The organism is Pelodictyon phaeoclathratiforme BU-1, assembly GCF_000020645.1.
GTDB lineage: Bacteria > Bacteroidota > Chlorobiia > Chlorobiales > Chlorobiaceae > Chlorobium > Chlorobium phaeoclathratiforme.
The window spans coordinates 509,114-533,886 of the sequence record NC_011060.1; the positions used below are offsets into that span (position 1 = coordinate 509,114).

The 24,773-nt window shown below is 45.1% G+C and carries 21 protein-coding genes and 3 pseudogenes; 22 read left to right on the top strand and 2 right to left on the bottom strand.

Annotated elements, in window-relative coordinates; translation table 11 throughout:
• From PPHA_RS02600 to PPHA_RS15405, 20 genes and pseudogenes are all read left to right on the top strand, one after another.
• Positions 1-1,965: a polysaccharide biosynthesis protein gene (locus PPHA_RS02600; protein ID WP_223293962.1), complete on the top strand. Its 1,965-nt coding sequence runs from the start codon at positions 1-3 to the stop codon at positions 1,963-1,965.
• A 101-nt stretch (positions 1,966-2,066) separates the two neighbouring features.
• Positions 2,067-2,324, top strand: a complete 258-nt coding sequence (locus PPHA_RS02605) for a nucleotidyltransferase family protein (RefSeq protein ID WP_012507340.1) — start codon at positions 2,067-2,069, stop codon at positions 2,322-2,324.
• Positions 2,321-2,806: a hypothetical protein gene (locus tag PPHA_RS02610; RefSeq protein ID WP_012507341.1), complete on the top strand. Its 486-nt coding sequence runs from the start codon at positions 2,321-2,323 to the stop codon at positions 2,804-2,806. Before PPHA_RS02605 ends, PPHA_RS02610 begins: the two co-directional genes overlap by 4 nt.
• Positions 2,807-3,008: 202 nt before the next feature.
• Positions 3,009-4,724, top strand: coding sequence for an ABC transporter ATP-binding protein (locus PPHA_RS02615; RefSeq protein WP_012507342.1), 1,716 nt, complete (start codon positions 3,009-3,011; stop codon positions 4,722-4,724).
• 41 nt (positions 4,725-4,765) lie between these two features.
• Complete coding sequence (locus PPHA_RS02620; RefSeq protein WP_012507343.1) at positions 4,766-5,764, top strand: NAD-dependent 4,6-dehydratase LegB; 999 nt, start codon at positions 4,766-4,768, stop codon at positions 5,762-5,764.
• The gene (locus tag PPHA_RS02625; protein ID WP_012507344.1) at positions 5,761-6,948 is read left to right on the top strand and encodes a LegC family aminotransferase; all 1,188 of its coding nucleotides are present in this window, start codon (positions 5,761-5,763) and stop codon (positions 6,946-6,948) included. The genes PPHA_RS02620 and PPHA_RS02625 overlap by 4 nt, the downstream gene beginning before the upstream one ends.
• Positions 6,945-7,574: an acetyltransferase gene (locus PPHA_RS02630; RefSeq protein WP_012507345.1), complete on the top strand. Its 630-nt coding sequence runs from the start codon at positions 6,945-6,947 to the stop codon at positions 7,572-7,574. The genes PPHA_RS02625 and PPHA_RS02630 overlap by 4 nt, the downstream gene beginning before the upstream one ends.
• A complete protein-coding gene (gene neuB, locus PPHA_RS02635; protein WP_012507346.1) occupies positions 7,571-8,578 on the top strand; it encodes an N-acetylneuraminate synthase in 1,008 nt (335 codons plus the stop codon). The genes PPHA_RS02630 and neuB overlap by 4 nt, the downstream gene beginning before the upstream one ends.
• Positions 8,575-9,738, top strand: coding sequence for a UDP-N-acetylglucosamine 2-epimerase (gene neuC / locus PPHA_RS02640; protein ID WP_012507347.1), 1,164 nt, complete (start codon positions 8,575-8,577; stop codon positions 9,736-9,738). Before neuB ends, neuC begins: the two co-directional genes overlap by 4 nt.
• A 57-nt stretch (positions 9,739-9,795) precedes the next feature.
• Positions 9,796-10,812: a nucleotidyltransferase family protein gene (locus PPHA_RS02645; RefSeq protein WP_049759875.1), complete on the top strand. Its 1,017-nt coding sequence runs from the start codon at positions 9,796-9,798 to the stop codon at positions 10,810-10,812.
• Positions 10,813-10,821: 9 nt separating this feature from the next.
• Entirely contained in the window at positions 10,822-12,144 is a 1,323-nt protein-coding gene (locus PPHA_RS02650) for an N-acetyl sugar amidotransferase (RefSeq protein ID WP_012507349.1), read from the top strand.
• Positions 12,145-12,153: 9 nt separating this feature from the next.
• The gene (gene hisF, locus PPHA_RS02655) at positions 12,154-12,924 is read left to right on the top strand and encodes an imidazole glycerol phosphate synthase subunit HisF (protein ID WP_012507350.1); all 771 of its coding nucleotides are present in this window, start codon (positions 12,154-12,156) and stop codon (positions 12,922-12,924) included.
• A complete protein-coding gene (hisH, locus tag PPHA_RS02660) occupies positions 12,911-13,558 on the top strand; it encodes an imidazole glycerol phosphate synthase subunit HisH (RefSeq protein ID WP_012507351.1) in 648 nt (215 codons plus the stop codon). Before hisF ends, hisH begins: the two co-directional genes overlap by 14 nt.
• Positions 13,551-14,585 (top strand): Gfo/Idh/MocA family protein, encoded by a 1,035-nt coding sequence (locus PPHA_RS02665; RefSeq protein WP_041526390.1) that lies wholly within the window; start codon positions 13,551-13,553, stop codon positions 14,583-14,585. The genes hisH and PPHA_RS02665 overlap by 8 nt, the downstream gene beginning before the upstream one ends.
• Positions 14,582-15,286 carry an acylneuraminate cytidylyltransferase family protein gene (locus PPHA_RS02670; protein ID WP_012507353.1) on the top strand — a complete coding sequence of 235 codons (705 nt, stop codon included), beginning with the start codon at positions 14,582-14,584 and terminating at the stop codon, positions 15,284-15,286. Before PPHA_RS02665 ends, PPHA_RS02670 begins: the two co-directional genes overlap by 4 nt.
• Positions 15,283-16,086 (top strand): SDR family oxidoreductase, encoded by an 804-nt coding sequence (locus tag PPHA_RS02675; protein ID WP_012507354.1) that lies wholly within the window; start codon positions 15,283-15,285, stop codon positions 16,084-16,086. Before PPHA_RS02670 ends, PPHA_RS02675 begins: the two co-directional genes overlap by 4 nt.
• Entirely contained in the window at positions 16,080-16,643 is a 564-nt protein-coding gene (locus PPHA_RS16465) for an acyltransferase (RefSeq protein WP_012507355.1), read from the top strand. Before PPHA_RS02675 ends, PPHA_RS16465 begins: the two co-directional genes overlap by 7 nt.
• A 24-nt stretch (positions 16,644-16,667) precedes the next feature.
• A complete protein-coding gene (locus PPHA_RS02685) occupies positions 16,668-17,948 on the top strand; it encodes a glycosyltransferase family protein (RefSeq protein WP_012507356.1) in 1,281 nt (426 codons plus the stop codon).
• A complete protein-coding gene (locus PPHA_RS02690) occupies positions 17,941-18,627 on the top strand; it encodes an FkbM family methyltransferase (protein WP_012507357.1) in 687 nt (228 codons plus the stop codon). The genes PPHA_RS02685 and PPHA_RS02690 overlap by 8 nt, the downstream gene beginning before the upstream one ends.
• A gap of 265 nt (positions 18,628-18,892) precedes the next feature.
• A pseudogene (locus tag PPHA_RS15405) lies at positions 18,893-20,025 on the top strand (IS630 family transposase).
• Between the two features lie 123 nt (positions 20,026-20,148).
• Here the strand turns inward: PPHA_RS15405 and PPHA_RS15815 are convergent.
• A complete protein-coding gene (locus PPHA_RS15815; protein ID WP_049759876.1) occupies positions 20,149-20,412 on the bottom strand; it encodes a transposase in 264 nt (87 codons plus the stop codon).
• 191 nt (positions 20,413-20,603) lie between these two features.
• Between PPHA_RS15815 and PPHA_RS02710 the strand changes: the two are divergent.
• Positions 20,604-21,971 (top strand): annotated as a pseudogene (locus PPHA_RS02710) (transposase).
• A gap of 305 nt (positions 21,972-22,276) precedes the next feature.
• Here PPHA_RS02710 and PPHA_RS16155 read toward each other — a convergent pair.
• On the bottom strand, positions 22,277-22,456 hold the full coding sequence (locus PPHA_RS16155) for a hypothetical protein (RefSeq protein WP_083765343.1): 180 nt from the start codon (positions 22,454-22,456) through the stop codon (positions 22,277-22,279).
• A gap of 163 nt (positions 22,457-22,619) precedes the next feature.
• On the opposite strand from PPHA_RS16155, the pseudogene PPHA_RS02715 reads away from it, so the two are divergent.
• Positions 22,620-24,324: pseudogene (locus tag PPHA_RS02715) on the top strand (IS5 family transposase).
• The last annotated feature ends 449 nt before the right edge of the window (positions 24,325-24,773 follow it).

The window sequence follows — 24,773 nt, forward strand, 5'->3', positions numbered from 1 at the left end:
TTGAAACGCCGGGTTTTCGCCATGGGCAGGAGGGCTCTTGCCTCTTCCCGCTATGTCAAGCTGCTGGTTGTTGTCGCATTCGACATCTTCGCAGCGCTGCTAACGGTCTGGATGGCATTCTCATTCACCCGTCAACTCCTGCATCAGCCGGAGGGGCTGGAGTGGCTGCTCTATCTGCTTGCGCCAGCTCTGATGCTCCCGATCTTTGCTCTTTCAGGCATCTACGGCACCATCCAGCGTTATAACAGCTTTGAAGGATTTATCACCGTTTTCAAAAGCGTTTTTTTCTACGGCGCCGCATTTGTATGCCTTTTGCTGCTCCTGCCTCTTCCGAAGATCTCCATTGTCGTCGGAATCCTTCAGCCGCTGCTGCTCCTGCTGATGACCGGGGGAAGCCGTGCAATGGTGCGCTATCTGAGTACAACAGTAACCACGACGCCTGAAAAAAGGTGTGAAGCGCCCAACAAGCTCCTGATCTACGGAGCAGGTTCCGCAGGGGTGGAGATTGTCAATAGCATCAACAGAAGCAATAAATTTACCCTTGCCGGTTTTATTGACGACAATCCGGATTTGCAGGGGCGAACCATCAACCGGATGAAGGTCTTCAGCCCTGCGGAGGCCGAAGAGCTGATCCAAAGCGAGGGAATCAACAACATCCTTCTCGCAATGCCATCGGCAACTCGTACCCGGCGCAACGAAATTGTTGAGCAATACCGAAAATACCCGGTGCGTATCCAGATGCTGCCGGGAGTTGAAGAGCTTGCCGAAGGAAAGGTCACCATCTCCGACATCAAGACCGTAGACATCGAAGATCTCCTTGGTCGTGATCCGGCGCCGCTCGATCACGCCCTCGTCAAACAGGTAATTACCGGCCGGGTTGTAATGGTCACCGGCGCCGGAGGCTCAATCGGCAGCGAACTCTGCCGCCAACTCCTTCAGGCCCAGCCATCAACACTGCTGCTGCTCGACAACGCCGAACACAACCTCTACACCATTCACAGCGACCTTACCCAGCGCCACGCACGCCTCTCATCCGCAACGCGGATAGTGCCGCTGCTCTGCGACGTGACCAATGCAATCCGTATAACAGAAATATTCCGCGTTTTTCAACCTGAAGTGATCTACCATGCCGCAGCCTACAAGCATGTGCCGATGGTCGAGCACAACCCCGCAGAAGGGATACGCAACAACGTTTTCGGAACCCATACGGTGGCAGAAGCTGCCCTGCAGCAGGGAGTAACAAGCGTCGTCCTCGTCAGTACCGACAAGGCAGTGCGCCCAACCAACGTGATGGGCGCAAGCAAACGGCTCTGCGAAATGATCCTGCAGGCACTTGCCGAGGAGCCCGGCCATACAACCTGCTTCTCCATGGTGCGCTTCGGCAATGTCCTCGGCTCAAGCGGTTCCGTTGTCCCTCTTTTCCGCAGTCAGATCAACAGCGGTGGCCCCTTCACCATCACCCACAAGGAGATTACCCGCTACTTCATGACCATCCCCGAAGCGGCACAGCTTGTCATTCAGGCAGGCGCCATGGCCTCACCAGGCGATCTTCATCTCCTCGAAATGGGCGACCCGGTCAAAATCATCGACCTTGCCCGAAAGATGGTAGAACTCTCCGGCCTCACCATTCGCGACCATGAAAACCCTGAAGGTGACATTGAAATACGGGTAACCGGCCTTCGCCCAGGCGAAAAACTCTACGAAGAGTTGCTGATCGGCAACCATTCAAGCCCTTCAGCCAACCCCCGCATTTTCAAAGCCAAGGAGCACTTCATACCCTGGAGTGAACTGCAGGAAGAACTTGAGCAACTGACCACAGCCATACACAGCAATGACATCAAGAGCATCAAAAAGATCCTGAAAAAGATAGTCCCCGAATACAGCCCAGGGATCACCACCTCAGACCTGCTCTCCATGGAAAAGCAAAGCAAAAACGGCAAAAACCACCACATACCAGCCCAGTAAGGGCGGGGTCTCCCCGTCCCTCTGTAAGGGCGGGGTTCCCCCGCCCCTCTTTAAGCACGTAACACGATCTTTTCATGCGCCTGAGCTCATATCAATCACAAATGATCTCCAAGCAGATACACCAATACTTTGGTGAAAGCGCAGATATTTGGCTCTTTGGCTCACGTATTGACGATCATAAAAAAGGCGGAGATGTTGACCTCTATGTCGAAGCGCCACCACACAACTTGCTGGATGAAATTCGTTGCAAAATAAAACTCGAAGAGAACATCGACATGCCTGTAGACCTTATTGTACGAGAGCAGGCAGATAGCTCACTCATCGGCAATATTGCCAAAAGTCAAGGGCAGAAGTTATGAGCGCAAACGTACAGTTGATCTGGAAGAAAATTGAACACTTGCGCCGAATGCGCAACTACCTCGACTACTCACATGAGCAGGTTCTGCGGCTCATACCAATAAGCGATTGGCATCAACTGACACCGGAAAATCATGAAACACTTGCCGCATTTCGGGTACGATTCAGTGAGTTTCAGGAGCATTTGGGCAAAGTAATGCGTGCCATAGCTCGTGAGGAAGAGCAGAGCACAGAACCATTCAGCTTTGTACTGTTATATATGGAAAAGCTCGGTATTCTGGATTCGGTTGAACAATGGAAAATGATTCGGGAATTGCGAAACGCAGTCAATCATGAGTATGAAGAAAATGAACAACGACTATCCGAATTTTTTCTTGCCCTGACCCAGGCGGCACCAGATCTCTATAAGTGCTACACCCGCATTATAGAATTTTGCACGTCGTCATATCCGGCAGCAGAGGACTTGTCAGCGGGTACGAGTTGAACAAGTTATGCACCAATCCGTGTTAACCCGTGGGCAAACTCTTCACTTTATCACAATTCGTGGATAATTTTTTTTCTACAATAATTATTTGTAATACGTGAAATCTTCGGACAAAACTTCTTCCATTCCTGAACTGTTAAAGCGCCTCTGGCACCACATCACCCCGCGTCGCCGAGGCCAATTCGGACTTTTACTCATCCTGATGGTCTGCGCATCCTTCGCCGAAATACTCAGCATAGGCGCTGTGCTTCCATTTCTTGCCGTCCTCACCGCCCCGGAAAGAATCTTCCAGCTCCCGGCAGCCCAGCCATTCATCCGGGCGATTGGAATGACGAGTGCAAGCCAGCTCCTCTTTCCGCTCACCATCACCTTCGGTATAGCAGCGCTTATCTCCGGAGCCATGCGTCTTCTGCTCCTCTGGGCAAGCACTCGCCTCTCCTTTGCAACAGGGGCCGACCTCAGCATCAGCATCTACCGCCGCACCCTCTATCAACCATACTCTGTTCATGTGGCACGCAACAGCAGCGAGGTGATCAGTGGTATCTCTGGTAAAGCCAACGGAGTCATCTATACGACTATTGTACCATCATTGACGCTCATCAGTTCGAGTATCATGCTTGTTACTATTCTCATTGCTCTCTTGGTGGTTGATCCCGTTATTGCGTTGTCTGCCTTTAGTGGTTTTGGTCTCATTTACGCTGTAATCATCAGGCTTACACGCAAGCAGCAGTTGATCAACAGCAAATGCGTGGCGAAGGAGTCTACTCAGGTGATCAAGTCTTTGCAGGAGGGCTTGGGTGGTATACGTGATGTCCTCATCGATGGTAGTCAGGCAGCTTACTGTCAAATCTATCGCAATGCTGACCAGCCATTGCGGAAAGCACAGGGAAACAACGCTTTTATTGGAACGAGTCCACGTTTTGGCATTGAAGCACTTGGCATGATGCTTATAGCGGTTTTGGCCTATGTGCTTGCTATGCAGCCTGATGGTATAGCCAAAGCAATTCCTGTTCTCGGTGCCTTGGCACTCGGTGCACAGCGCATGCTGCCAGTATTGCAAGGGGCTTATGGTTCATGGTCAAGCATACAGGGCGGGCAAATCTCGTTGCGGGATACACTTGATCTGCTTGATCAGCCGTTGCCGGATTATGTGGATCAGCCGGTCGCCAAACCTTTGCCGTTCAATATGCACATCGGCCTGCACAATCTCTCGTTTCGCTATACAGAACAAACCCCTTGGGTGCTGCAAAATCTTGATCTGACTATTCCTAAGGGCAGTCGTATTGGCTTTATCGGTATTACTGGCAGTGGCAAGAGTACACTGCTTGATATCGTCATGGGACTTCTTGCGCCGACTGATGGAACATTGGAAATTGATAGCCAGCCCATTGTAACGGGTAACAATCGTGCCTGGCAGGCCCATATCGCACACGTCCCTCAAGCGATCTATCTTGCTGACAGTACCATAGAAGAGAACATTGCCTTCGGTGTGCCAAAAGGGAAGATCGATCAGAGCCGGGTCAAGCAGGCAGCTCAAAAGGCTCAGATTGCCGATATCATCGAAAGCTGGCCTAAAAAGTACCAGACCTATGTCGGTGAGCGGGGGATCCGCCTCTCCGGCGGCCAGCGACAGCGCATCGGCATCGCCCGTGCACTATATAAGCAGGCCGACGTCATCATTTTTGACGAAGCCACCAGCGCCCTCGATAACGAAACCGAACAAGCCGTCATGCAAGCCATCGAAAGTCTCGGCGATGATCTCACCGTCCTGATAATCGCCCACCGCCTCACAACCCTGAAAAACTGCACCAAAATCGTAGAACTGGCTGATGGCGGAATCAAACAAACCGGCACCTACCAAGAGATCATATCCCCTGTAAGGTCGGGTTCATCCCGCCCCCTGTCACTCACAACGTAAGGGCTGGGTCGTCCCGCCCTCTTCAACAACTCCTGTACTCTATGCAATCAGTTCTCATCACCGGTGCAGATGGCTTTATTGGATCACATCTGACCGAAGCTCTTGTTCGTCAAGGCTACAATGTCCGGGCTTTCGTTTTCTACAACTCCTTCAACTCATGGGGTTGGCTTGATCAATGCGCTACAGATATAAAAGGGAAATTTGAGGTGTTTGCTGGCGATATTCGTGATCCGCATGGGGTGAAGGAGGCCATGAAAGGTTGCGATGTTGTACTGCATCTGGCAGCACTCATAGCTATACCCTACTCTTACCACTCACCCTACACCTATGTTGATACCAACATCAAGGGAACTCTCAATGTCTTGCAGGCTGCTCGGGAACTTGGTGTTAAGAAAATCGTACATACTTCCACGAGCGAAGTTTATGGTACTGCGCGTTTTGTGCCGATTACAGAAGAACATCCATTGCAAGGCCAGTCTCCTTACTCAGCTACCAAAATAGCAGCCGATCAGTTGGCTTATTCCTTTTTTGCCTCTTTTGGGTTGCCAGTGATTATTGCGAGACCGTTCAATACGTATGGTCCACGTCAGTCAGCGCGTGCAGTGATTCCTACTATCATTACTCAGATTGCAAATGGTAATCGTCAGATAAAACTTGGCGCAGTAAGGCCTACGCGCGATTTTAATTATGTGCAGGATACGGTTGCCGGATTTATTGCGGCGATGAAATCTAATCAAGGATTGGGTGAGGTCGTCAATTTTGGAAGTAACTTTGAGATATCCATTGGTGATACAGTACAGTTAATTGCAGAAGTGATGAATACCAAGATTGAAATTATTACGGATGAAGATCGTTTGCGTCCAGCGAATTCTGAGGTTGAGCGTTTATGGGCTGATAACTCAAAAGCCAGTCAACTTTTTGGTTGGGAGCCAAGCTATGGTGGGCGCGAGGGGTTCAAGCGCGGTCTTGCTGAAACCGCGGAGTGGTTCTTGAACCCTACGAACCTTGCCAGTTACAAGTCAGATATATACAACCTGTGAAAGATTTAAACTCACCATCCCTACTGGCAGATCAGGTCGTCGCTGCTCTTCGCTCTGTTATTGGCCAGAAAGCCGCAGTTCTGCATGAACCAAGCTTTTCCGGCAACGAGTGGCTCTATCTCAAAGAGTGTCTCGATTCAACCTTTGTCTCATCCGTAGGCAAGTTTGTTGACCGCTTCGAAGCTGATCTTGTAGCCTATACTGGTGCCAGATATGTGGTTGCTGTGGTGAATGGCACAGCAGCACTGCACATTGCTTTAAAGCTTGCAGGGGTTAAAGCTGAAGATGAAGTGTTGATACCGGCCCTTACCTTTATTGCTACTGCCAATGCTGTAACCTATTGCGGTGCCACACCGCATTTTGTTGACAGCGAAGAGCGTACTCTGGGTGTGGATGCTGTAAAGCTTCGTGATTATCTTGAACAGCATACAGAGCAACGTGCTGGGCAGTGTATTAACCGCACTACCGGTCGGGTTATTCGGGCTTTCGTGCCTATGCACACCTTTGGTCATCCTGTCGATTTGGATGGAGTAATGGCCGTAGCACACGATTTTAATCTTGCACTTGTTGAAGATGCGGCTGAGTCTTTGGGCAGTTACTACCAAGGCAGGCATACGGGCACTTTCGGATTGATGGGTACATTAAGTTTCAACGGCAACAAAACCATAACTACCGGTGGCGGCGGCGCAATCCTGACTGATGATGAAGAGCTTGCACGCCATGCCAAGCATGTGACTACAACCGCTAAATTGCCTCATGCTTGGGAGTACCGTCATGATGAAATCGGGTATAACTACCGTATGCCCAACATCAACGCAGCTCTTGGCTGTGCACAGTTGGAGCAATTACCAACAATGCTTGCTGCAAAAAGGGAGCTGTTTCAGCGTTACCAAGCGGCATTTGCAACGGTTTCGGGTATCAGGTTGATGGTGGAACCGGCACAATGCCAAAGCAACAACTGGCTGCAAACTCTTGTGTTGGAACATGAGCAAGCAAATCAACGGGATGCTCTCCTGAAAGTCACAAATGATTCCGGTATTATGACACGCCCAGCATGGATTTTGATGCATGAGCTGGCGCCATTCCAGGAGTGCCCGCGTATGGATTTGGCAGGCGCTCAGTCGCTTGTGCAGCGTTTGATTAATATTCCAAGCAGTTCAAGTCTGCTTCAAGTCGTTTCATGAGCAAGCCGGATATCATACTTATTGGCGCTGGCGGTCATGCACATTCCTGCATTGATGTCATAGAGCAACAAGGCCAATACCACATTGCCGGATTGGTTGGTATGCCGCATGAAGTGCACGACAAGCACCTCGGTTATGAGGTGATAGCCACCGATGACGACTTGCCTCAACTGGCAAAGGAGTACGGCCATGCCCTGATTTCTTTAGGTCAAATTCTGTCGCCCGGTAGCCGCATACGTCTCTATCAGCAAGCCATCAAGCTTGGATTTCAACTTCCTGTAATTGTTGCGCCAACTGCTTATGTTTCCCGTCATGCCACTCTTGGTGCGGGAACAATTATTATGCATGGTGCAATTGTTACTGCTGGAGTCAGGGTTGGAGATAATTGCATTATCAACAATCGATCACTCCTTGAACATGATACTACGGTGGAAGACCACTGCCATATTTCAACAGGGGCTATCCTGAATGGTGGTGTAACGATTGGGGCTGGCAGCTTTGTCGGTAGTGGTACTGTTATCAAAGAGGGGGTAATAATTGGAAAGGATTGTGTAATTGGGATGGGCCTTTCTCTGCGCCATAATCAACTTGATCATTCACGATATACTGGCAAGAGTACCTCATGAGACAACGGACGCTCATTATCGCTGAAGCCGGGGTCAATCATAATGGTGACATGGAGTTAGCCAAGAAGTTGATTGATGTTGCCGCCGAAGCTGGAGCGGATTATGTTAAATTCCAGACATTCATTGCTGATCGTCTTGTTACGCATGCAGCCAACAAGGCTGACTACCAGATAAAGAGTACGAATTGCAGTGAATCGCATCATGAGATGCTACGTCGACTGGAACTCACACCTGCAATGCACAAAGAACTCATAGCACATTGTGCATCGCGAAATATTGGGTTTTTCTCCACAGGCTTCGATATTGAGAGTGTCGATCTACTGGTAAGTCTCGGTCATAATCTATTCAAGATTCCATCTGGAGAGATTACCAATCTCCCTTACTTGCGCCATATTGGCCAACTTGGTAAGCCTGTCATTCTCTCCACCGGAATGGCAATATTGGGCGATATAGAAGCAGCAATCGAAGTACTTGAACAAGCAGGTACAGCACGATCCAATCTGACCGTATTGCACTGTACCACAGAATACCCTACACCCATGTCAGAAGTGAATCTTCGAGCCATGCAGAGCATGCATAGTGCGTTTGGCGTGGCGGTGGGTTATTCAGACCATACGCAAGGCATCGAAGTGGCCATTGCCGCAGTTGCCTTGGGCGCAACGGTTATCGAAAAGCATTTCACCCTCGATCGCAATTTGCCAGGCCCCGACCATAAGGCAAGTCTTCAACCTGCAGAACTCAAGGCCATGGTGTCAGCCATTCGTAATATTGAAGTTGCTCTCGGTGATGGAATCAAAAGCCTCACTCCAGGCGAAGCAAAGAACAAGCCCGTTGCTCGTAAATCACTGGTCGCTAGTCATGCGATTAAAGCAGGTGAACTCTTCAGTGCACAGAATATCACCACGAAGCGTCCCGGTACAGGGATCTCGCCAATGCGATGGGATGAAGTAATGGGGCGTGTTGCGCAGAGAGATTTTCTTGCAGATGAATTGATCACGTTATGACTCGCAAGATTTGCGTTATCACTGGCACCCGTGCTGAATATGGCTTGTTGCGTTGGGTCATGCAGGGCATCAAGGATGACCCTGAGCTGACGCTGCAAATCATTGCCACCGGTATGCACCTGTCGCCTGAATTTGGTTTGACCTATCGCAACATTGAGCAGGATGGATTCCAGATAGATCGCAAGGTTGAAATGCTCACCAGCTCCGATACTGCTGTTGGCATAGCAAAGTCCATGGGTCTCGGGTTGATCGGTTTTGCTGATGTCTTGAATGAATTGAAGCCAGATTTGATTGTAGTGCTCGGTGACCGGTTTGAAATTTTCTCGGCAGTCTCGGCGGCGTTGGTTGCTCGTATTCCAGTTGCCCACTTGCATGGAGGTGAACTGACCGAAGGCGCTTTTGATGATGCTATCCGGCATTCCATAACCAAAATGTCGCACCTCCATTTTGTTGCTGCTGAAGAATACCGGCAGCGCGTGATCCAACTGGGAGAGCAACCGGATCATGTTTTTCTGGTAGGTGGGCTTGGTATTGACAACATTAAGCGTCTGAAGCTTCTCGATCGCGAGGAGTTGGAAGCTTCAATTGACTTGAGGCTTGGGCCTAAAAATCTGCTCATCACTTTTCATCCGGTTACTCTTGAGACCGCAACTGCAGCAGAGCAAATGGCAGAACTGCTTGCGGCATTGGCAGAATTTGAGGATACACAGCTAATATTTACCATGCCGAATGCCGACAACGGTGGGCGTGTGATGATCAGAATGGTGGAAGAATTTGTAGCACAGCACACTAACGCACGAGCGTACACATCCCTTGGGCAACTCCGCTATTTGTCATGCGTTTCAAATGTCGATGGTGTTGTGGGTAACTCTTCCAGCGGTTTGGCCGAAGTGCCCAGTTTCTGCAAAGGCACTGTTAACATTGGTGATCGCCAAAGGGGTCGGCTTCAAGCGGAAAGTGTGATCAACTGTGAACCGACTCGTAAGAGCATTGCAGGCGCCATTAACAAACTTTATTCTACCGATTTTCAACTAATCTTGAGCAAGCTTGCAAACCCCTATGGAGATGGCGGTGCAAGTGAAAAAGTTGTTGAAATATTAAAAAACCATGCACTGTGCGGAATGATAAAAAAGATTTTTTATGACCTTTGTAATGAATGATATACGAAAGAGAGAGTGACCATTACTGAAGAAATCTGGCGTCAGGCCATCCTTCCAATGTCCGCTTCTCTTGAGGAGGTAATAACCAATCTTACAAAGGTTTCGATTAAGATTGTGTTAGTGGTTAATGAAGCGGGTGAGTTGCAAGGCACCATTTCAGACGGAGATATTCGGCGTGGATTGCTTCGGGGGTTGAATCTCATAAGCCCAATCGAAAGTATTATCCACCATAATCCGCTGGTTGTCACGGAGGAATTAGGGCGTGAAGCTGTTCGGAAGTTAATGGTTGTTAACAAAATCCAGCAGGTGCCTGTTGTTGATGACCAACACCATATTGTAGGCTTGTATCTTTGGGATGAAATCGCGAAACCAATCCTGCGACCTAACCTGATGGTTATCATGGCTGGCGGTATGGGTACCCGGCTTCGTCCGCATACAGAAAACTGCCCGAAGCCGATGTTGTCGGTTTCCGGCAAGCCCATGCTTGAACACATCATTGAGCGTGCAAAGCAGGAGGGGTTCAGCCACTTTGTGTTGGCAATAAACTATCTTGGCCATGTCATTGAAAATTACTTTGGAGATGGGACTTGCTTACAAGTGCGGATCGATTACCTAAAAGAGAAATCCCCCTTGGGCACAGCAGGTGCCTTAGGGTTGCTGAATCCGTGGCCAACGCTGCCCTTTGCCGTAACCAATGGCGATGTTATGACAGACATTCACTATGGTGAGCTACTCGATTTCCACACTCGTCATAATGCTGCTGCCACCATGGCTGTGCGGGTGCATGAATGGCAACACCCATTTGGTGTAGTACAGACCGATGGAATTGATATTATAGGGTTTGAAGAGAAGCCTGTGCATCGAAGCCATATCAATGCTGGAGTGTACGTGCTTGAACCAGAAGCTCTTTGTTTTCTTGAAAAAAACGTTCGTTGCGATATGCCGGCGTTGTTTGAACGCCTGCAGGCAAAAGAGAAGAGGACTGCCGCCTATCCAATACATGAACCATGGCTGGATGTGGGCAGGCAAGAGGATTTGACCCGCGCTAACATGGATAATAAAATCAAACCGTAAAATAATACAATGGATAAAATAAAATATCCTCAACCTATTGATTTAGCTCCATTCAATAAAAAAAATGCTAAACCAGATGCGTTTTATGGACTACCTCAAGAGGTTATTTATTGCAAAAAGTGTGTAATATCAAACCAAAGACCAAATTCAGCGGTAGAGTATAAGCATACTAGAGAAACCAAAAAAGCGACAATCAACTTCGATGAAAATGGTGTTTGTGATGCCTGTAACTTTACAGAGCGCAAGCGTCATAGTATTGATTGGATTGATCGTGAAAAACAGTTGCGTGAGCTTTGTGATGTGCACCGTAAAAGTGATGGTTCCTACGATTGTATTACTCCTGGTTCAGGAGGAAAGGACAGTTTTTATGCGTCTCATATTTTAAAAACAAAGTATGGAATGCATCCGCTCACAGTAACATGGGCTCCTCATGTTTATACCGATTGGGGCTGGAAAAATTTCCAATCATGGATCCATGCAGGGCACGATAATTATTTGATGACACCAAATGGTCGAGTGCATCGTATCTTGACAAGACTTTCGACGGAATTGCTTTTTCATCCATTTCAGGCATTCATGTTCGGCCAGAAATCATTAGCCCCAAAAATGGCGTTATTATTTAATATTCCATTGGTGTTTTATGGCGAAAATGAGGCGGAATATGGGAACCCGATTGGTGATACCGATACAGCTAAAAGGGATTGGTCATACTTTACCTCTGCGGATCAATCTAGGATTTATCTTGGAGGTGTTTCTGTAGCGGATCTGAAGTCTCAGTTTGGAGTTGATCAAAATGATTTACAACCCTATTTACCTGCCGATCCTAACAGAATTGCTGAACAAAAAATAGAAGTCCATTACTTAGGTTATTACTTGAAATGGCACCCACAGGCATGTTATTATTATGCAGTCGAACATGGTGGTTTTCAAGCGTCACCAGAACGGACACCTGGTACCTATTCAAAGTATAACAGCATAGATGATCGTATTGATGATCTTCACTACTATACCACGGGAACCAAGTTTGGGATTGGTCGTGCTAGTTACGATGCTGCTCAAGAAATTCGTTCTGGAGATATCAATCGAGAAGAAGGTGTCGCATTAGTCAAGCGTTTTGACCATGAGTTCCCTGAACGGTTTGCGGATGAACTCTTTAAGTATTTATGTTTGCCTGAAAAAGAATTTCCTGTAGCAAGCCAAATGTTTGAACAAAATATGATGGATCGTGAGTACTTTCGCTTGCTTACAGATCATTTTCGTTCGCCTCATTTGTGGGTCAACGAAAATGGAAAGTGGAAGTTAAGAAATGCAGACTTGCTTGATAATCAATAATTACTGGCCTTGAGAAATATTCGTTTAATTGCCCGACTTGATATCAAAGGCCCAAATTTGATCAAGGGGATTCATCTTGAAGGATTGCGTGTGATTGGTTCGCCTAATGAATACGCATTGCGCTATTATCAGCAGGGAGTGGATGAACTGATTTATATGGATTGTGTTGCAAGCCTTTATGATCGTAACCATTTGGGCGATATTATCAGATCAGCGGCTAAAGATATTTTTGTACCAATGACTGTTGGTGGCGGTATTCGATCTGTTGAAGATGCTACCCAGATTTTACGTTCTGGAGCTGATAAGGTGGCAGTCAATACTGCTGCTGTTGCGAACCCTAAGCTTATCAATGAAATATCTCGCCGTTTTGGCAGTCAATGTATGGTACTATCAATAGAAGCTAAGGAGGTCGGCAAGGATCGATGGGAGGTTTATACAGATAATGGGCGTGAACGCACTGGATTGGATGTCATTGCATGGGTGAAAAAAGGTGTAGCTATGGGGGCTGGTGAAGTTTTACTGACATCGGTTGATCGTGAAGGAACAAGGAAAGGTTTTGATACCGCATTGGTTAAGGCTGTAACTGCAGAAGTTTCTATTCCTGTAATTGCCTCCGGAGGTATGGGAAAACCAGAAGATTTAGTAGGTGTTGTGAGCGTTGGTGGTGCGGACGCGGTTGCTATGGCTGATATACTTCATTATAATCGTGCTGGTATTGGTGAAATAAGAAATGTGGCTAAAGAAACTGGTATGGGAGTGAGGTACTATGAGGGGTACTAATGTTACTGTTATTGATTATGGTGTTGGTAATCTTCTCAGTGTGCAGCGCGGTCTTGAGCACTGTGGAGCAAAGGTTACTATAACAGCCGACTCAAACGAAATTCTGGCGTCAAATAAAGTAGTGCTTCCTGGAGTAGGTGCTTTTGGCAATGCGATGAATGCTCTTGAGATGCTTGGATTGGTTACTGTTTTGCGTGAAATTGCATATCGCCAAACGCCTTTGCTTGGGATTTGTCTTGGTATGCAACTGCTTATGATGGAGAGTGAAGAATTTGGTATTACTCCAGGTTTAGGTTTGATTCCGGGTAGAGTGATTCCAGTGCCTGTAGAAACCATCTCTGGCGAACTTCAAAAAATTCCGCATATTGGGTGGTCTGCATTATACCCATCTATCGTACTGAATGATTGGAATGGAACATTATTACAAGAAAATCGTCCCGGGGAGGCTGCGTATTTTGTTCACTCATTCATGGCGGTTCCCTTTGCATCTGAAGATCGGATTGCTGACTGTATTTATGGGGGGCATCAAATACCGGCAGTGATTGGTCGGAATAATATAGTAGGCTGTCAGTTTCATCCAGAAAAAAGTGGTGAGGTAGGGTTGAAGATTCTTAGAAGATTCTGTCTTGATTAACCGCATCCTCATCGTGGGCCTCGGTAGTATCGGTACTCGACACTTGACGATAGCGAGAAATCTATTTCCTGAAGCAGATATAAGGGTTTTGCGCCATCAAGTTTGCCTCTCAATTCCTGAATATGCCGATGGATGTTTTTCAATTATTGACGAGGCGATTGCTTTTTTACCTCAGATTGCGGTTATTGCCAACCCTGCGCCATTTCACGTTACTGTGGCCCAGCAATTAGCAGTGAAGGGAGTACATCTGCTCATTGAAAAACCACTATCATCATCAATTGGTGGGGTTACTCAATTGATAGAAACCTGTCACAAGAAAAGAACAGTTTTGCAGATCGGGTATAATCTCAGATTTCTACCATCACTTCAGCGCTTCAGCAATTTCCTTCTCGATAATGTAATCGGAAGGGTTTTATCCGTTCGTTGCGAAATTGGCCAATATTTGCCATCCTGGCGTCCGGATACTGATTACAGACAAAGGGTATCTGCACGACGTGAACTTGGCGGAGGAGCACTGCTTGAACTCAGTCATGAACTTGATTATTTGCGTTGGATTTTTGGCGAAGTTGAATGGGTAAATGCCACACTAAGCCACCAAAGCACCCTTGAAATTGACGTTGAAGATACCGCACACCTGATTCTTGGTTTTGTGTCCGCAGATGATAACTTTCAGCTTATTGGTGCAGTCAACCTTGACTTTATCCGTCACGATACGACGCGAAGTTGCACAGCCATTGGTGAAAATGGTACTCTTCGTTGGAATGGTTTAACGGGTGTGGTGGAACTGTATGAAGCGGGTGGAAAAGAGTGGCGTGAACTATTTCATTACCCACACCAGCGTGATTACAGCTATCAGGCAGAATGGCAAAATTTTATAGATTGTATTAACGAACATAATACGCCATTGGTTACGGGTGAGGATGGTCTAAAGATTTTGGAAATTATTGAAGCGGCACGGATCTCAGCAGCTTCTGGTAGGCTGGTAACTGTAGCAGCAATGGCCGCAACTGATCATATTATTTCATGAAAGCAATCGCATTTATCTTCGCCCGTGGTGGTTCCAAAGGTTTGCCCGGCAAAAATATCCGTCCCTTAGGTGGAAAACCATTAATTGCGTGGTCCATTGAGCATGCACTTACTGTCAATCGGATTAAAAGGGTTCTTGTTTCCACTGATTCTGAAGAAATTGCAGCAGTAGCGCGTGAGTATGGCGCCGAAGTACCCTTTATTCGGCCAGCAGAACTGGCGCATGACAATAGCCCTGAGTGGCTCGCTTGGCGTCATGCCCTTAATTATTTGCTTGAAACAACAGGTGTATTGCCTGAAATAATGGTCACTGTACCAACCACAGCGCCCTTGCGGATGGTGCTGGACATCGAAAACTGCCTTAATGAATACGAAAAAGGCGATGCTGATATGGTCATCACCGTTACCGAAGCCCACCGAAGCCCATACTTCAATATGGTAAAAACTAACACAGATGGTACCGTTGGGCTGGTTAACCCGCCGCAATCAGCCATTGCCCATCGACAGGAAGCACCAGTGGTTTACGACATGGCTACAGTCTGCTATGTAGCGAGCCCTAAATTTATAATGACTCATAATGCTATGTTTGACGGCAGGGTCAAGGCGGTACAGGTGCCCGCAGAACGTGCGATCGATATTGATACTTTGCTTGACTTTCAGATTGCCGAATGCCTTTTAAAAATAAGAGAACAGAAACAGTGAGTACCATAAAAGAACTCATGAACCTTCGAGGTCGCCGTGCATTGATTACCGGTGCAACAGGATGTCTTGGTAAGATGATGGCAGATACCTTGGCCGAACTGGGCGCTGATTTAGTGTTGGTTGATAGACCAAAATCAGATTTTGAAACACTTTGTACAACCCTGACTGAAAGATGGGGTGTTAACGTTGAGCACTATTTTTGTGATCTTGAACTTCAAGAGCAGCGCAAAGAATTAATAGCCTTGCTAAAAAGTGAAGGCAAAGGTCTCAACATCCTCATCAATAACGCAGCATTTGTTGGCACCTCTGACTTGCAAGGATGGGCAGTTCCGTTTGAAGAACAAACCGTCGAAACCTGGCGTCGCGCATTGGAAGTCAACCTTACAGCCATATTTGACCTTTGCCAAGGTCTGATGTCTTTGCTCAAGGCTGCTGAGGGTGCCAGTATCATCAACATCGCATCAATCTATGGTGTATACGGCCCAGACTGGAGCCTGTATGAAGGTACCAGCATGAGCAACCCGGCAGCCTATGGCGTGTCAAAAGGCGGTCTCATTCAATTCACCCGATGGTTGGCAACTACCATTGCCCCCAGTGTTCGCGTAAATGCGATATCGCCTAGCGGGGTATTCAGAAACCAGCCTGAAGCATTTGTTCAGCGGTATAAAGCAAAAACACCGCTGGGTCGTATGGCAACCGAAGATGATTTTCGTGGCGTTGTTGCATATTTGGCGAGTGATATGTCAAAGTATGTGGCCGGGCAAAATATTGCGGTTGATGGGGGTTGGGGAGTATGGTAACTATTACAGAACTACTCAAAAGAATTAGATATTGGAGTTATGCAGACCGCATTGGACCTGATATATTGCTAACGCATTGGCGCTTATATTTTAAAAGTTCAATGAAAAAACTTTGTAAAAATAAATTTAAAAGTTTTGGAGATAGTGCTGAATTTAGACCGGGGGCATATGCTGAGGCATGTTCTAAAATTGAAATTGGAAATCATGTGGTAATACGGCCCGGAACATTTTTATTTGCCGACCCAACAGTGGGTGGTGGTGGAATTATTATTGAAGATAAAGTATTAATTGGATGCGGAGTGCATTTTTATACCAACAACCATAAGTTTTCTGATGTAAATAAGCCGATATTTGACCAAGGCTATCCTGAGTCTAATACATCTAATTCAATTATTCTAAGAAGTGGTTGTTGGATTGGAGCTGGTGTAATAATTCTTCCAAATGTCGTGATTGGAGAAAATGCCGTAGTGGGAGCTGGTAGTGTAGTTACAAAATCAATCCCTCCAAGAGTCGTTGTTGGGGGGAATCCGGCAAAAATATTAAAAAATCTATATTGATATATTTGAAATAAATATTTATTTATGGAATTAAAAATTCTTTTGGTAATAAATAAGCCGAACAGAGAGCTTTCAATTATGGATTCTATTAAAAAGGAAATAATATTATTTTCCCCAAAAACGTCTGTAGAAATTATAGAAAGATACCGTACTGGGTTTGTTTCATTTGTATTTAGCTATAGGCCAGATGTAATTTTAACATTTCCTTTTACTGGTATTGGATTATCCGAAATGTTTTATTTATTTAAGGTTTTGTTGGGCTCTAAAATAATATGTTTTAGGACAGAAGGTGTAATTGATGTGGAGTCTGAATATAATTTAAAACTTGCAACTGGAGCGGATACTTATGGGAAGAATCTTGTTGATTTAGAAATATTTTGGGGTAATAAAGTAAGATTAGCTGTCGCCAGTGAGTTGGTTAAGCAAAGAAAACTTTCCTCAATAGATCGAGCGTTGGTTGTTGGTTATCCAAGAATTGAAAAGTATTTCGATGTTGCATCTAACAAAAGAGTTCTTCCAGAAAGAATCAAGTTTAAATTTAGCGCTTATGATAAGAGCAATATTGTTTTATTTGTGACAGGTTTTCATTTGGCAAATTATTCTAGGAATGATCTAATAAATGCTGGCGATTTGCACACAGACACAATGATTGATTTGTTGGTTAAAAGTGTAGAGGTTTTAAAGGAATATCGTTCGGAGTGGATTGAAAATATAATTCATACTGCGGAAAAATATCCTGATTTATTATTTGTTGTAAAAAAACATCCAATAGAAAAAAAGGAAGATTACTGTAAATTTCAAGAAATAAAAAATATATTGCATGTTTATGAAGATATTCAGGTAAACGACATTATTGAATTTGTTGGTTTGTTTGTTCATTACGGATCAACAAGTCTAATTGATGCGTATTTATCTAATACACCGTCATTATATGTATATTCAAAAAAAAATAATGAATGGTTTTCTGAACTTTCATGGTTTTCGGATTTGGGTTGGCCATCATCTGCAAAAGTGAGTGTTTCAAATATTACCCAAGCTATAAAAAATTATATAGAAGGAAAAATTATATTTAAAGTGACTCCTGAAATAAAAAAAATAATGAAGGACTATTTTAATATTGAATATGGATATAGATATGAACCATCAAAAGAGATAGCTAAAATCTTACTTTCTAATAATTCGGTACAAAAAATTAATATTTTTGATAAATATTTATATAAATCTTTAATTAGTATTATTCCAAGAGCTCTGTATAATTATCTTGTTGGTCTTTTGAAATTAAGAATAGGGATTAATTATGATTAAAAGATTGGTTAATCGGATTAAACAGCGAAAGTATAATAGTCTTAATCAGTTGGATCGACAGTTGGAAAAGTATGTTGACTATGATGATGGATATTTTGTAGAAATAGGTGCCAATGATGGTGTGGCTCAGTCAAACAGTTTATACTTCGAAAAATACCGTGGATGGCATGGTATGCTGATCGAACCGTCTCAAAATAATTTTATTAAATGCAGAAAAAACAGATCATTGCAAAGTACTATTTATTGTGCTGCCTGCGTTGCATTTGACTACAAAGAAGAGTTTGTTCGAATGGTTTACTCCAATCTTATGTCAACTGCACTTAGTATAGATAGTGATATTCTGGACCCGGAAGCGCACGCAAAATCTGGGCTGCGACATTTACAGGAGAGTGAAATATTGTTTGAGTACGGTGCGATAGCTCGCAAGTTGAATGATTTGCTCAATGAATCACATGCACCCAAAGTAATTGATTTCTTGTCGCTAGATGTGGAAGGATCCGAACTGGATGTATTGAAGGGGGTAGACTTTAAAGAATATCGTTTTAAATATATCTTGGTAGAGTGCAGAGATTTTGATCGTATGAACCAATATTTGTCGTTAATGAATTATCGCTTTTTAAAAACTATGTCTATTCATGATTATTTGTTTACTTCTGAGACGAAATCCGAGCTTCAGTAAGCAGGCCGCATCTGACTCTGGAACAGCAAAAGGTTCTTAGCGTGAATTATTATTGTATAAGGGCCCTTTGTTGAATTTAATGGGTTGAAGTGAAAGCAGAATACTTCACAATACAGTAGGAAGGTTAAGATTGCTACGATAAAATAATGTCTTTGTTCGGTAACTATCGAAGCTGTTAAAGACCCTTGACTAGTGTCATGTCATGCGTATAAAGACGCATAAAAGTGTTATCTTATTCTTCATAATCACCCAACCATATTTGACTATGAAGAAGTACAAAGTGACCCTGACTCAAGAAGAACGAAAGGAACTGGAAGCTCTCAGCAACAAAGGAAAACGCGCGGCTCAAACGATGCTGAATGCCTTGATTTTGCTTGCTTGTGATGAAGGCGAATACCAGATTGAACGCTCAATAAATGAAACCATTGCTAGCGTTCTGAATATCAGCATGAAAACGATAGACCGGGTAAAAAAGCGATTTATAGAGGAGGGTTTTGATGTGGCCCTCACAGGAAAAGCCTCAACACGAGTGTATTGCAGGAAAGCAGATGGGGACTTTGAAGCTCATTTGGTAGCCCTGAGCTGCTCAGCCGCACCTGAAGGGCATAAACGGTGGACCCTTAGATTATTAGCAGATAAGGTAGTCGAACTGGACTATGTAGACAATATTTCCTATGAGACCGTCCGAAGGGTTTTAAAAAAAACGTCATTAAGCCTTGGAAAAAGGATGGATGGATAATTCCACCGCTCAGTGATGGGAATTTTGTGGCACATATGGAGATGGTGCTGGACGTTTAAAAGCAACCTTATGATCCACTGTACCCGGTTGTCTGCATGGATGAATCAGCAAAGCAGTTGATTGCTGAAACAAGAACACTGATACCGGCAAGAGCTGGGCAGTTGGCCAGATATGATTATGAATACAGCAGGAATGGTACCTGTAATATTTTCATGGCCAATGAACCGTTGGTTGGAAAACGGATGGTTCAAATAACCACAAACAGAAAAAGACCTGACTGGGCAAAATTCCTTGAAGAGATAGCCAATCAGTATCAGCATGCAGAACGGATTACGCTGGTGTTGGACAACCTCAATACGCATGAGTCAGGCTCATTATATCATACATTTAAACCAAATAAAGCAAAGGAGTTATTGGACAGGTTCGAGTTTGTGTATACCCCAAAACACGGAAGCTGGCTGAATATGGCAGAGATAGAATTGAGAGTTTTGACGACTCAGTGCTTGAACCGTCGCATTGAGACGATTACAGAAGTCAAGTCGGAAGTTGCAGCATGGGAGATGGAACGAAACAATAAAAATTCCAAGATAAATTGGCGTTTTACAAACGAAAAGGCGAGGATCAAGCTGCTACGCCTTTATCCGACAATTGAGGAGTGACATGACACTATGCCATTAAGCGATCATCAAAAAGTTATTACGTAATCAGTACCAAAACCAGCTAAGATTTTTCGAACATCTTCTTCAAGGTTTTTTTCATTTCGCGTCTTGAATTCCATCAATTCATACTTCACCTTGTGCCAATACTTTTTCAATTCGATTGAGTTCTGGACTGTAAGGTGGCAAGAAATAAAGAGTCAGCCCCTTTTGAGCCAGCACCTTTAACATCGGTTGAACCGCTTTCGCTTTATGGAATGACGCATTGTCCAGAATGACCGTTAAAGGTTTACCCACGTAGTTCATCAGCAGACCAAGAAAGCCGGTAACTATAAGTGAATCTGTTGTTTGCCACAGCGCAACTGAGAACAAATCACCCGTTGAGAGCATGGCTCCGATTACATTCAGGCGTTTTCCCCGGTTGGCGTCAATCTTGTGACATTTGCCTATTGGACTCTAGCAGCCTGTCGGATTATCCAGCAGCACGAAATCGTAAAAATAGTCTCATAAGCCTTTTATAATAAACAAGATAAGTCGTATATTGCTTGCATCATAATCGCTTAACTATCCACTGAAAAGCAATGCATTCCGACTTTCTTTCAGCCGATCGAGATACACTCTACCTTTTGCCGCAATCTGTTCAGGATTGGCTGCCGGTCAATCATCTCGCACGCTTTGTTGTTGATATTGTTGCCCAGCTTGATCTTACTCCATTAAGAGACGCCTATGCAGGCAGAGGCTGCAAAGCCTATGATCCGGAAATGTTGTTAAGCCTCCTCTTTTACGGTTATGCCACCGGAACCTTTTCAAGCAGGAAGCTGGAACTTGCCTCTTATGAATCCATAGCGGCCCGCTATATCACCGGAAACAGTCATCCGGATCATGACACCATAGCAAATTTCCGGAAACGTTTTCTTGCTGAACTGAAACCATTCTTTATCCAGATTTTGACTCTTGCCCATGAAATGAACATCCTCAAGATCGGCAAGATCAGTCTTGATGGTACCAAAATCAAGGCCAATGCTTCCAAGCATCAGGCACTGAGTTGGGGTCATGCCTGCAAACTTGAAAAGCAGTTGAAAGCGGAAGTTGACTCCCCTGCTCCTCAGGCTGAACAGGCCGATCAGTCAGCAATCTCGGACGGGATGAGTATTCCTGAAGAGCTTGAACGCCGTGAAAAACGGCTTGAAGCTATTGCCAAAGCAATGCTTGAAATTGAACGTCGAGCTGAGGAGCGATATGTAAAAGAACAAGCTGAGCATGAGGAGAAACTGGCAGAGCGTGAACGGAAAGCGCAAGAGCGTGGTAAAAAAAGCAGAGGCAAAACACCGAAAGCACCAGAGCCTGGAGTGAGGAATCGTGACCAGGTTAATTTGACAGATGAAGAGTCACGAATCATGCCAGTATCGGGAGGCGAATTCATGCAGGCCTATAACGCTCAGGCGAGTGTTGATCTCGATACCATGCTGATAGTCGGAGTTCATGTTACCCAACATACAAATGATAAACTTGAGCTTCGGCCCGCTCTTGAAGAGCTGAACAAACTGCCTGCAAAGCTGGGAACGTAAACCGAGGTGATTGCTGACGCCGGATATTTCAGTGAAAAGAATGTTGGACTTTGTGAAAAAGAAACGATAACCCCTTACATCGCAGCAAGCAGAGAATCTCATAACCAGTCGCCTGCTGACCGCTTCAGCGAACCCGAGCCCATAGCAAAAGATGCTGACGCTGTAACAAAAATGAAACATCGATTGAAAACAAAGGACGGCAAGGCCGTCTATGCAAAACGCAAATGTACGGTTGAGCCGGTGTTTGGAGTCATCAAATCAGTGATGTGCTTCCGGCAGTTTCTGCTCAGAGGTATAGAAAATGTAAGAGGTGAATGGGATCTTGTCAGTATTGCGTGGAATCTGAAGCGAGTGAATGTATTACGTCAGATAATGGCATGAATATGGTGGTAAAAGCGCCTGATTGGCCCTATTTTGGTCTCATCAACAGAAAAAAGTACCGTCATAAATGACCAAAATCAAAAAATAAGGTTATGGACGATATCATTGTTTTTTTTGCCTAAAACGTCAATTCCGACAGGCTGCTAGGCGCTGCGGTTTGGCTGGGCCAGTGCGAAACCAGTCTCATCTACAAAGGCTAAGATCCTCTCATCGCGTTCGACTTCATCTTTCATCAATTCTATTTCTAACTGTGCTTGTCTAAACCGGACTTCATCTCGTTTTTTTAACCACAGGCGTGTACTTTTCTATACAAAACCAAGTGTTTTCAACGCATTAGTTACGGTACCAACGCTCACTTTTACATTGCACTCTTTCTTTAACCGAGCTACTATCGCTCGAGCTGTCAGTGCTTCCTTTTCCGTCCAAATCGTGATCTGTTCAAGGTGAATGGCGTTTAGTTTCGGAGGTGCACCGCTTCGATGTATGTCATATAAAGCGGCAAACCCCTTTGATAACCAGTTCTTACGTCGGGCCTACTGAATAAGTGCTAACGACATATTTTATATTGGATTAGGCTTTCATTTTTCGTATATTAGTGCAAGAAAAGCGATGGAAATAGCTCAAAAACCTTGCACATCGAAATTGGTTATGTATAAACCCAGGTTCCGGCAGCTCTCATTTGTTGATGAATTTTATCTTCCATTTGGCGGGAAACTCCAAGCCGACAATCGTTGGGTAAAATTGGCTAATGCCATTCCATGGTTTGCAGCCGAAGAGATTTATGCCAAAAATTTTACGGCAGCTAATGGCACACCGGCACTGAGTGTTCGCACGGCTCTGGGTTCACTGATTATCAAAGAGACCCTGAGTATTACCGATGAAGAGACTGTTGCTCAAATTCAAGAAAATCCCTATCTACAATTTTTTTGTAGGATTTACATCTTTTCAAAATGAAGCCCCATTTGATGCTTCGTTGATGACCCATTTTCGAAAACGGTTTACATCGCTTGATGTTGCAAATGTACAAGAGCATCTGCGCAACCAGTACCGTGAACTGCTTGAGAGACGACAGCAGCAGGAGCAGCAACAAAAAGAGAGTCGCAGAAATGGTGCTTCCAAGAGGATAGCTGCGGAAGCGACAAAAGGTAGAGCGGTTATTCCTGAGAACCCAATCGAAGCTGAACCAGAGCCTGCAATCAATGAAGCGCTTTCTGATAAATTAACACCTGATGCACCTCCGTTGGATGACGACATAGCAACTTGCTCATTGTCGGTTGAGGGTCCAGAAAACAAAGGTCAACTGATACTTGATGCAACGTGCGCCCCGGCAGATATTCGTTATCCGACGGATCTCGGCTTGCTCAATGATGCCCGCGTGAAAACGGAACAGATCATCGATAAACTCTATGCGCATGCTCCGGAAGGGATGAAAAAGCCACGCACGTATCGGAAAAATGCTCGGAAGGATTTTCTGAATGTGACAAAACTTCGCATGAAGCCAGCGAAAACCCTTCGCAAAGGTCTTCGCAAACAGTTGGGTTATCTGGGCAGAAATCTGAAAAGCATTGAAGCTCTTGCAGCGGAGGTGTCATTGAGCGTACAGAGTAAACAGTTATATGGTAAGCTGTTAGTCTGTTCAGAGATATATCGTCAACAGCGCGTTATGTATAAAACCAACAGTCACCAAATGAACGATTGGATTATCAGTGTCAGTCAACCGCATGTTCGTCCGATAGTTCGGGGCAAGGCAAGTGCGAAAACCGAATTCGGCATGAAACTGTCGCTGAGTGTTGTTGATGGATGGAGTAATGTGGAGAAAATGTCATGGTCGGCCTACAACGAAGGCAGTGATCTGATTGCCGAGATTACACGTTACTACGAGCGTGAGGGGTACTATCCTGAGTCCGTACATGTTGACAAGATCTATCGAAACAGAGCCAATCGCCAGTGGTGTAAAGTGCATGGAATCAGGATGAGTGGAGTCCCTCTTGGACGGCCGCCAAAGGACCCTGAAGTGAATGCTGAACGAAAGAGACTGACGCGGAAAGATGAGGGAATCCGCAACGCTGTTGAAGGAAAGTTTGGCCAAGGAAAGCGACGGTTCGGGATGAATCGTATTATGGCCAAGCTCGCTGGAACCAGTGAGACGGTCGTCGCGCTCATTGTTATGGTTATGAACCTGCAGAAACTGCTGGGGGTTCATTTTTTACGCCTTTTTGGATGTGTATGGTCGTTTATGATGGCCAAAAAAGCACTCTACAGCCTTCTGAGACCAAAAACGCAACAATTGGTAGCATTGGTCGATGCAATCAGCCTGGAAGCGAGATTTGTGCGGTTTTCGAAATGTTGCTAACCGATGGTTTGTTCAGCAAGCCCTACGTCGGTCATAAACCGTATCGATATTCAGGCCTTGCAACGCCACTATGGCCTTTGCTTTCAAGCCAGCGTCAAATTGTAACAGTGTTTGAGCCCGATGACGTGCTCGCCAATCACTCCGATTAGCCACAACTTCTTGTAGCTTTGCACGATTGCATGCAGATAATTCCAAGTCACTTAACTTCATGATTTACAGGGGCAGGGGTTTCTGTTTCCTTTCTTGCCCTTATATTACGGAAACAATTCTTGTTAACCGCTTAAATCTATGTTACGAATAATTTCTCCGAACAAACGAACAAACGCTTTTTCTTTGTAATGGAGGTCAATAGGCCATAAAATTGATAACTGTGCTTAATTTATAAAATTTGATTTCGCTTTTTCAAGTCTTGAATTGCTGTCCTTTTGGCATTAAAAATCCTCCTTCGC

What these genes read in the sequence shown, in the direction of transcription:
- PPHA_RS15815 (WP_049759876.1), bottom strand. Translation starts at nt 20,412, where the DNA reads ATGCTCTCAACGGGTGATTTGTTCTCAGTTGCGCTGTGGCAAACAACA.
- PPHA_RS02610 (WP_012507341.1), top strand. Translation starts at nt 2,321, where the DNA reads ATGAGCGCAAACGTACAGTTGATCTGGAAGAAAATTGAACACTTGCGC.
- PPHA_RS02650 (WP_012507349.1), top strand. Translation starts at nt 10,822, where the DNA reads ATGGATAAAATAAAATATCCTCAACCTATTGATTTAGCTCCATTCAAT.
- PPHA_RS02685 (WP_012507356.1), top strand. Translation starts at nt 16,668, where the DNA reads ATGGAATTAAAAATTCTTTTGGTAATAAATAAGCCGAACAGAGAGCTT.
- PPHA_RS02605 (WP_012507340.1), top strand. Translation starts at nt 2,067, where the DNA reads ATGATCTCCAAGCAGATACACCAATACTTTGGTGAAAGCGCAGATATT.
- PPHA_RS02645 (WP_049759875.1), top strand. Translation starts at nt 9,796, where the DNA reads ATGTCCGCTTCTCTTGAGGAGGTAATAACCAATCTTACAAAGGTTTCG.
- PPHA_RS02620 (WP_012507343.1), top strand. Translation starts at nt 4,766, where the DNA reads ATGCAATCAGTTCTCATCACCGGTGCAGATGGCTTTATTGGATCACAT.
- PPHA_RS02670 (WP_012507353.1), top strand. Translation starts at nt 14,582, where the DNA reads ATGAAAGCAATCGCATTTATCTTCGCCCGTGGTGGTTCCAAAGGTTTG.
- neuC (WP_012507347.1), top strand. Translation starts at nt 8,575, where the DNA reads ATGACTCGCAAGATTTGCGTTATCACTGGCACCCGTGCTGAATATGGC.
- PPHA_RS02690 (WP_012507357.1), top strand. Translation starts at nt 17,941, where the DNA reads ATGATTAAAAGATTGGTTAATCGGATTAAACAGCGAAAGTATAATAGT.
- neuB (WP_012507346.1), top strand. Translation starts at nt 7,571, where the DNA reads ATGAGACAACGGACGCTCATTATCGCTGAAGCCGGGGTCAATCATAAT.
- hisH (WP_012507351.1), top strand. Translation starts at nt 12,911, where the DNA reads ATGAGGGGTACTAATGTTACTGTTATTGATTATGGTGTTGGTAATCTT.
- PPHA_RS16465 (WP_012507355.1), top strand. Translation starts at nt 16,080, where the DNA reads ATGGTAACTATTACAGAACTACTCAAAAGAATTAGATATTGGAGTTAT.
- PPHA_RS02615 (WP_012507342.1), top strand. Translation starts at nt 3,009, where the DNA reads ATGGTCTGCGCATCCTTCGCCGAAATACTCAGCATAGGCGCTGTGCTT.
- PPHA_RS02630 (WP_012507345.1), top strand. Translation starts at nt 6,945, where the DNA reads ATGAGCAAGCCGGATATCATACTTATTGGCGCTGGCGGTCATGCACAT.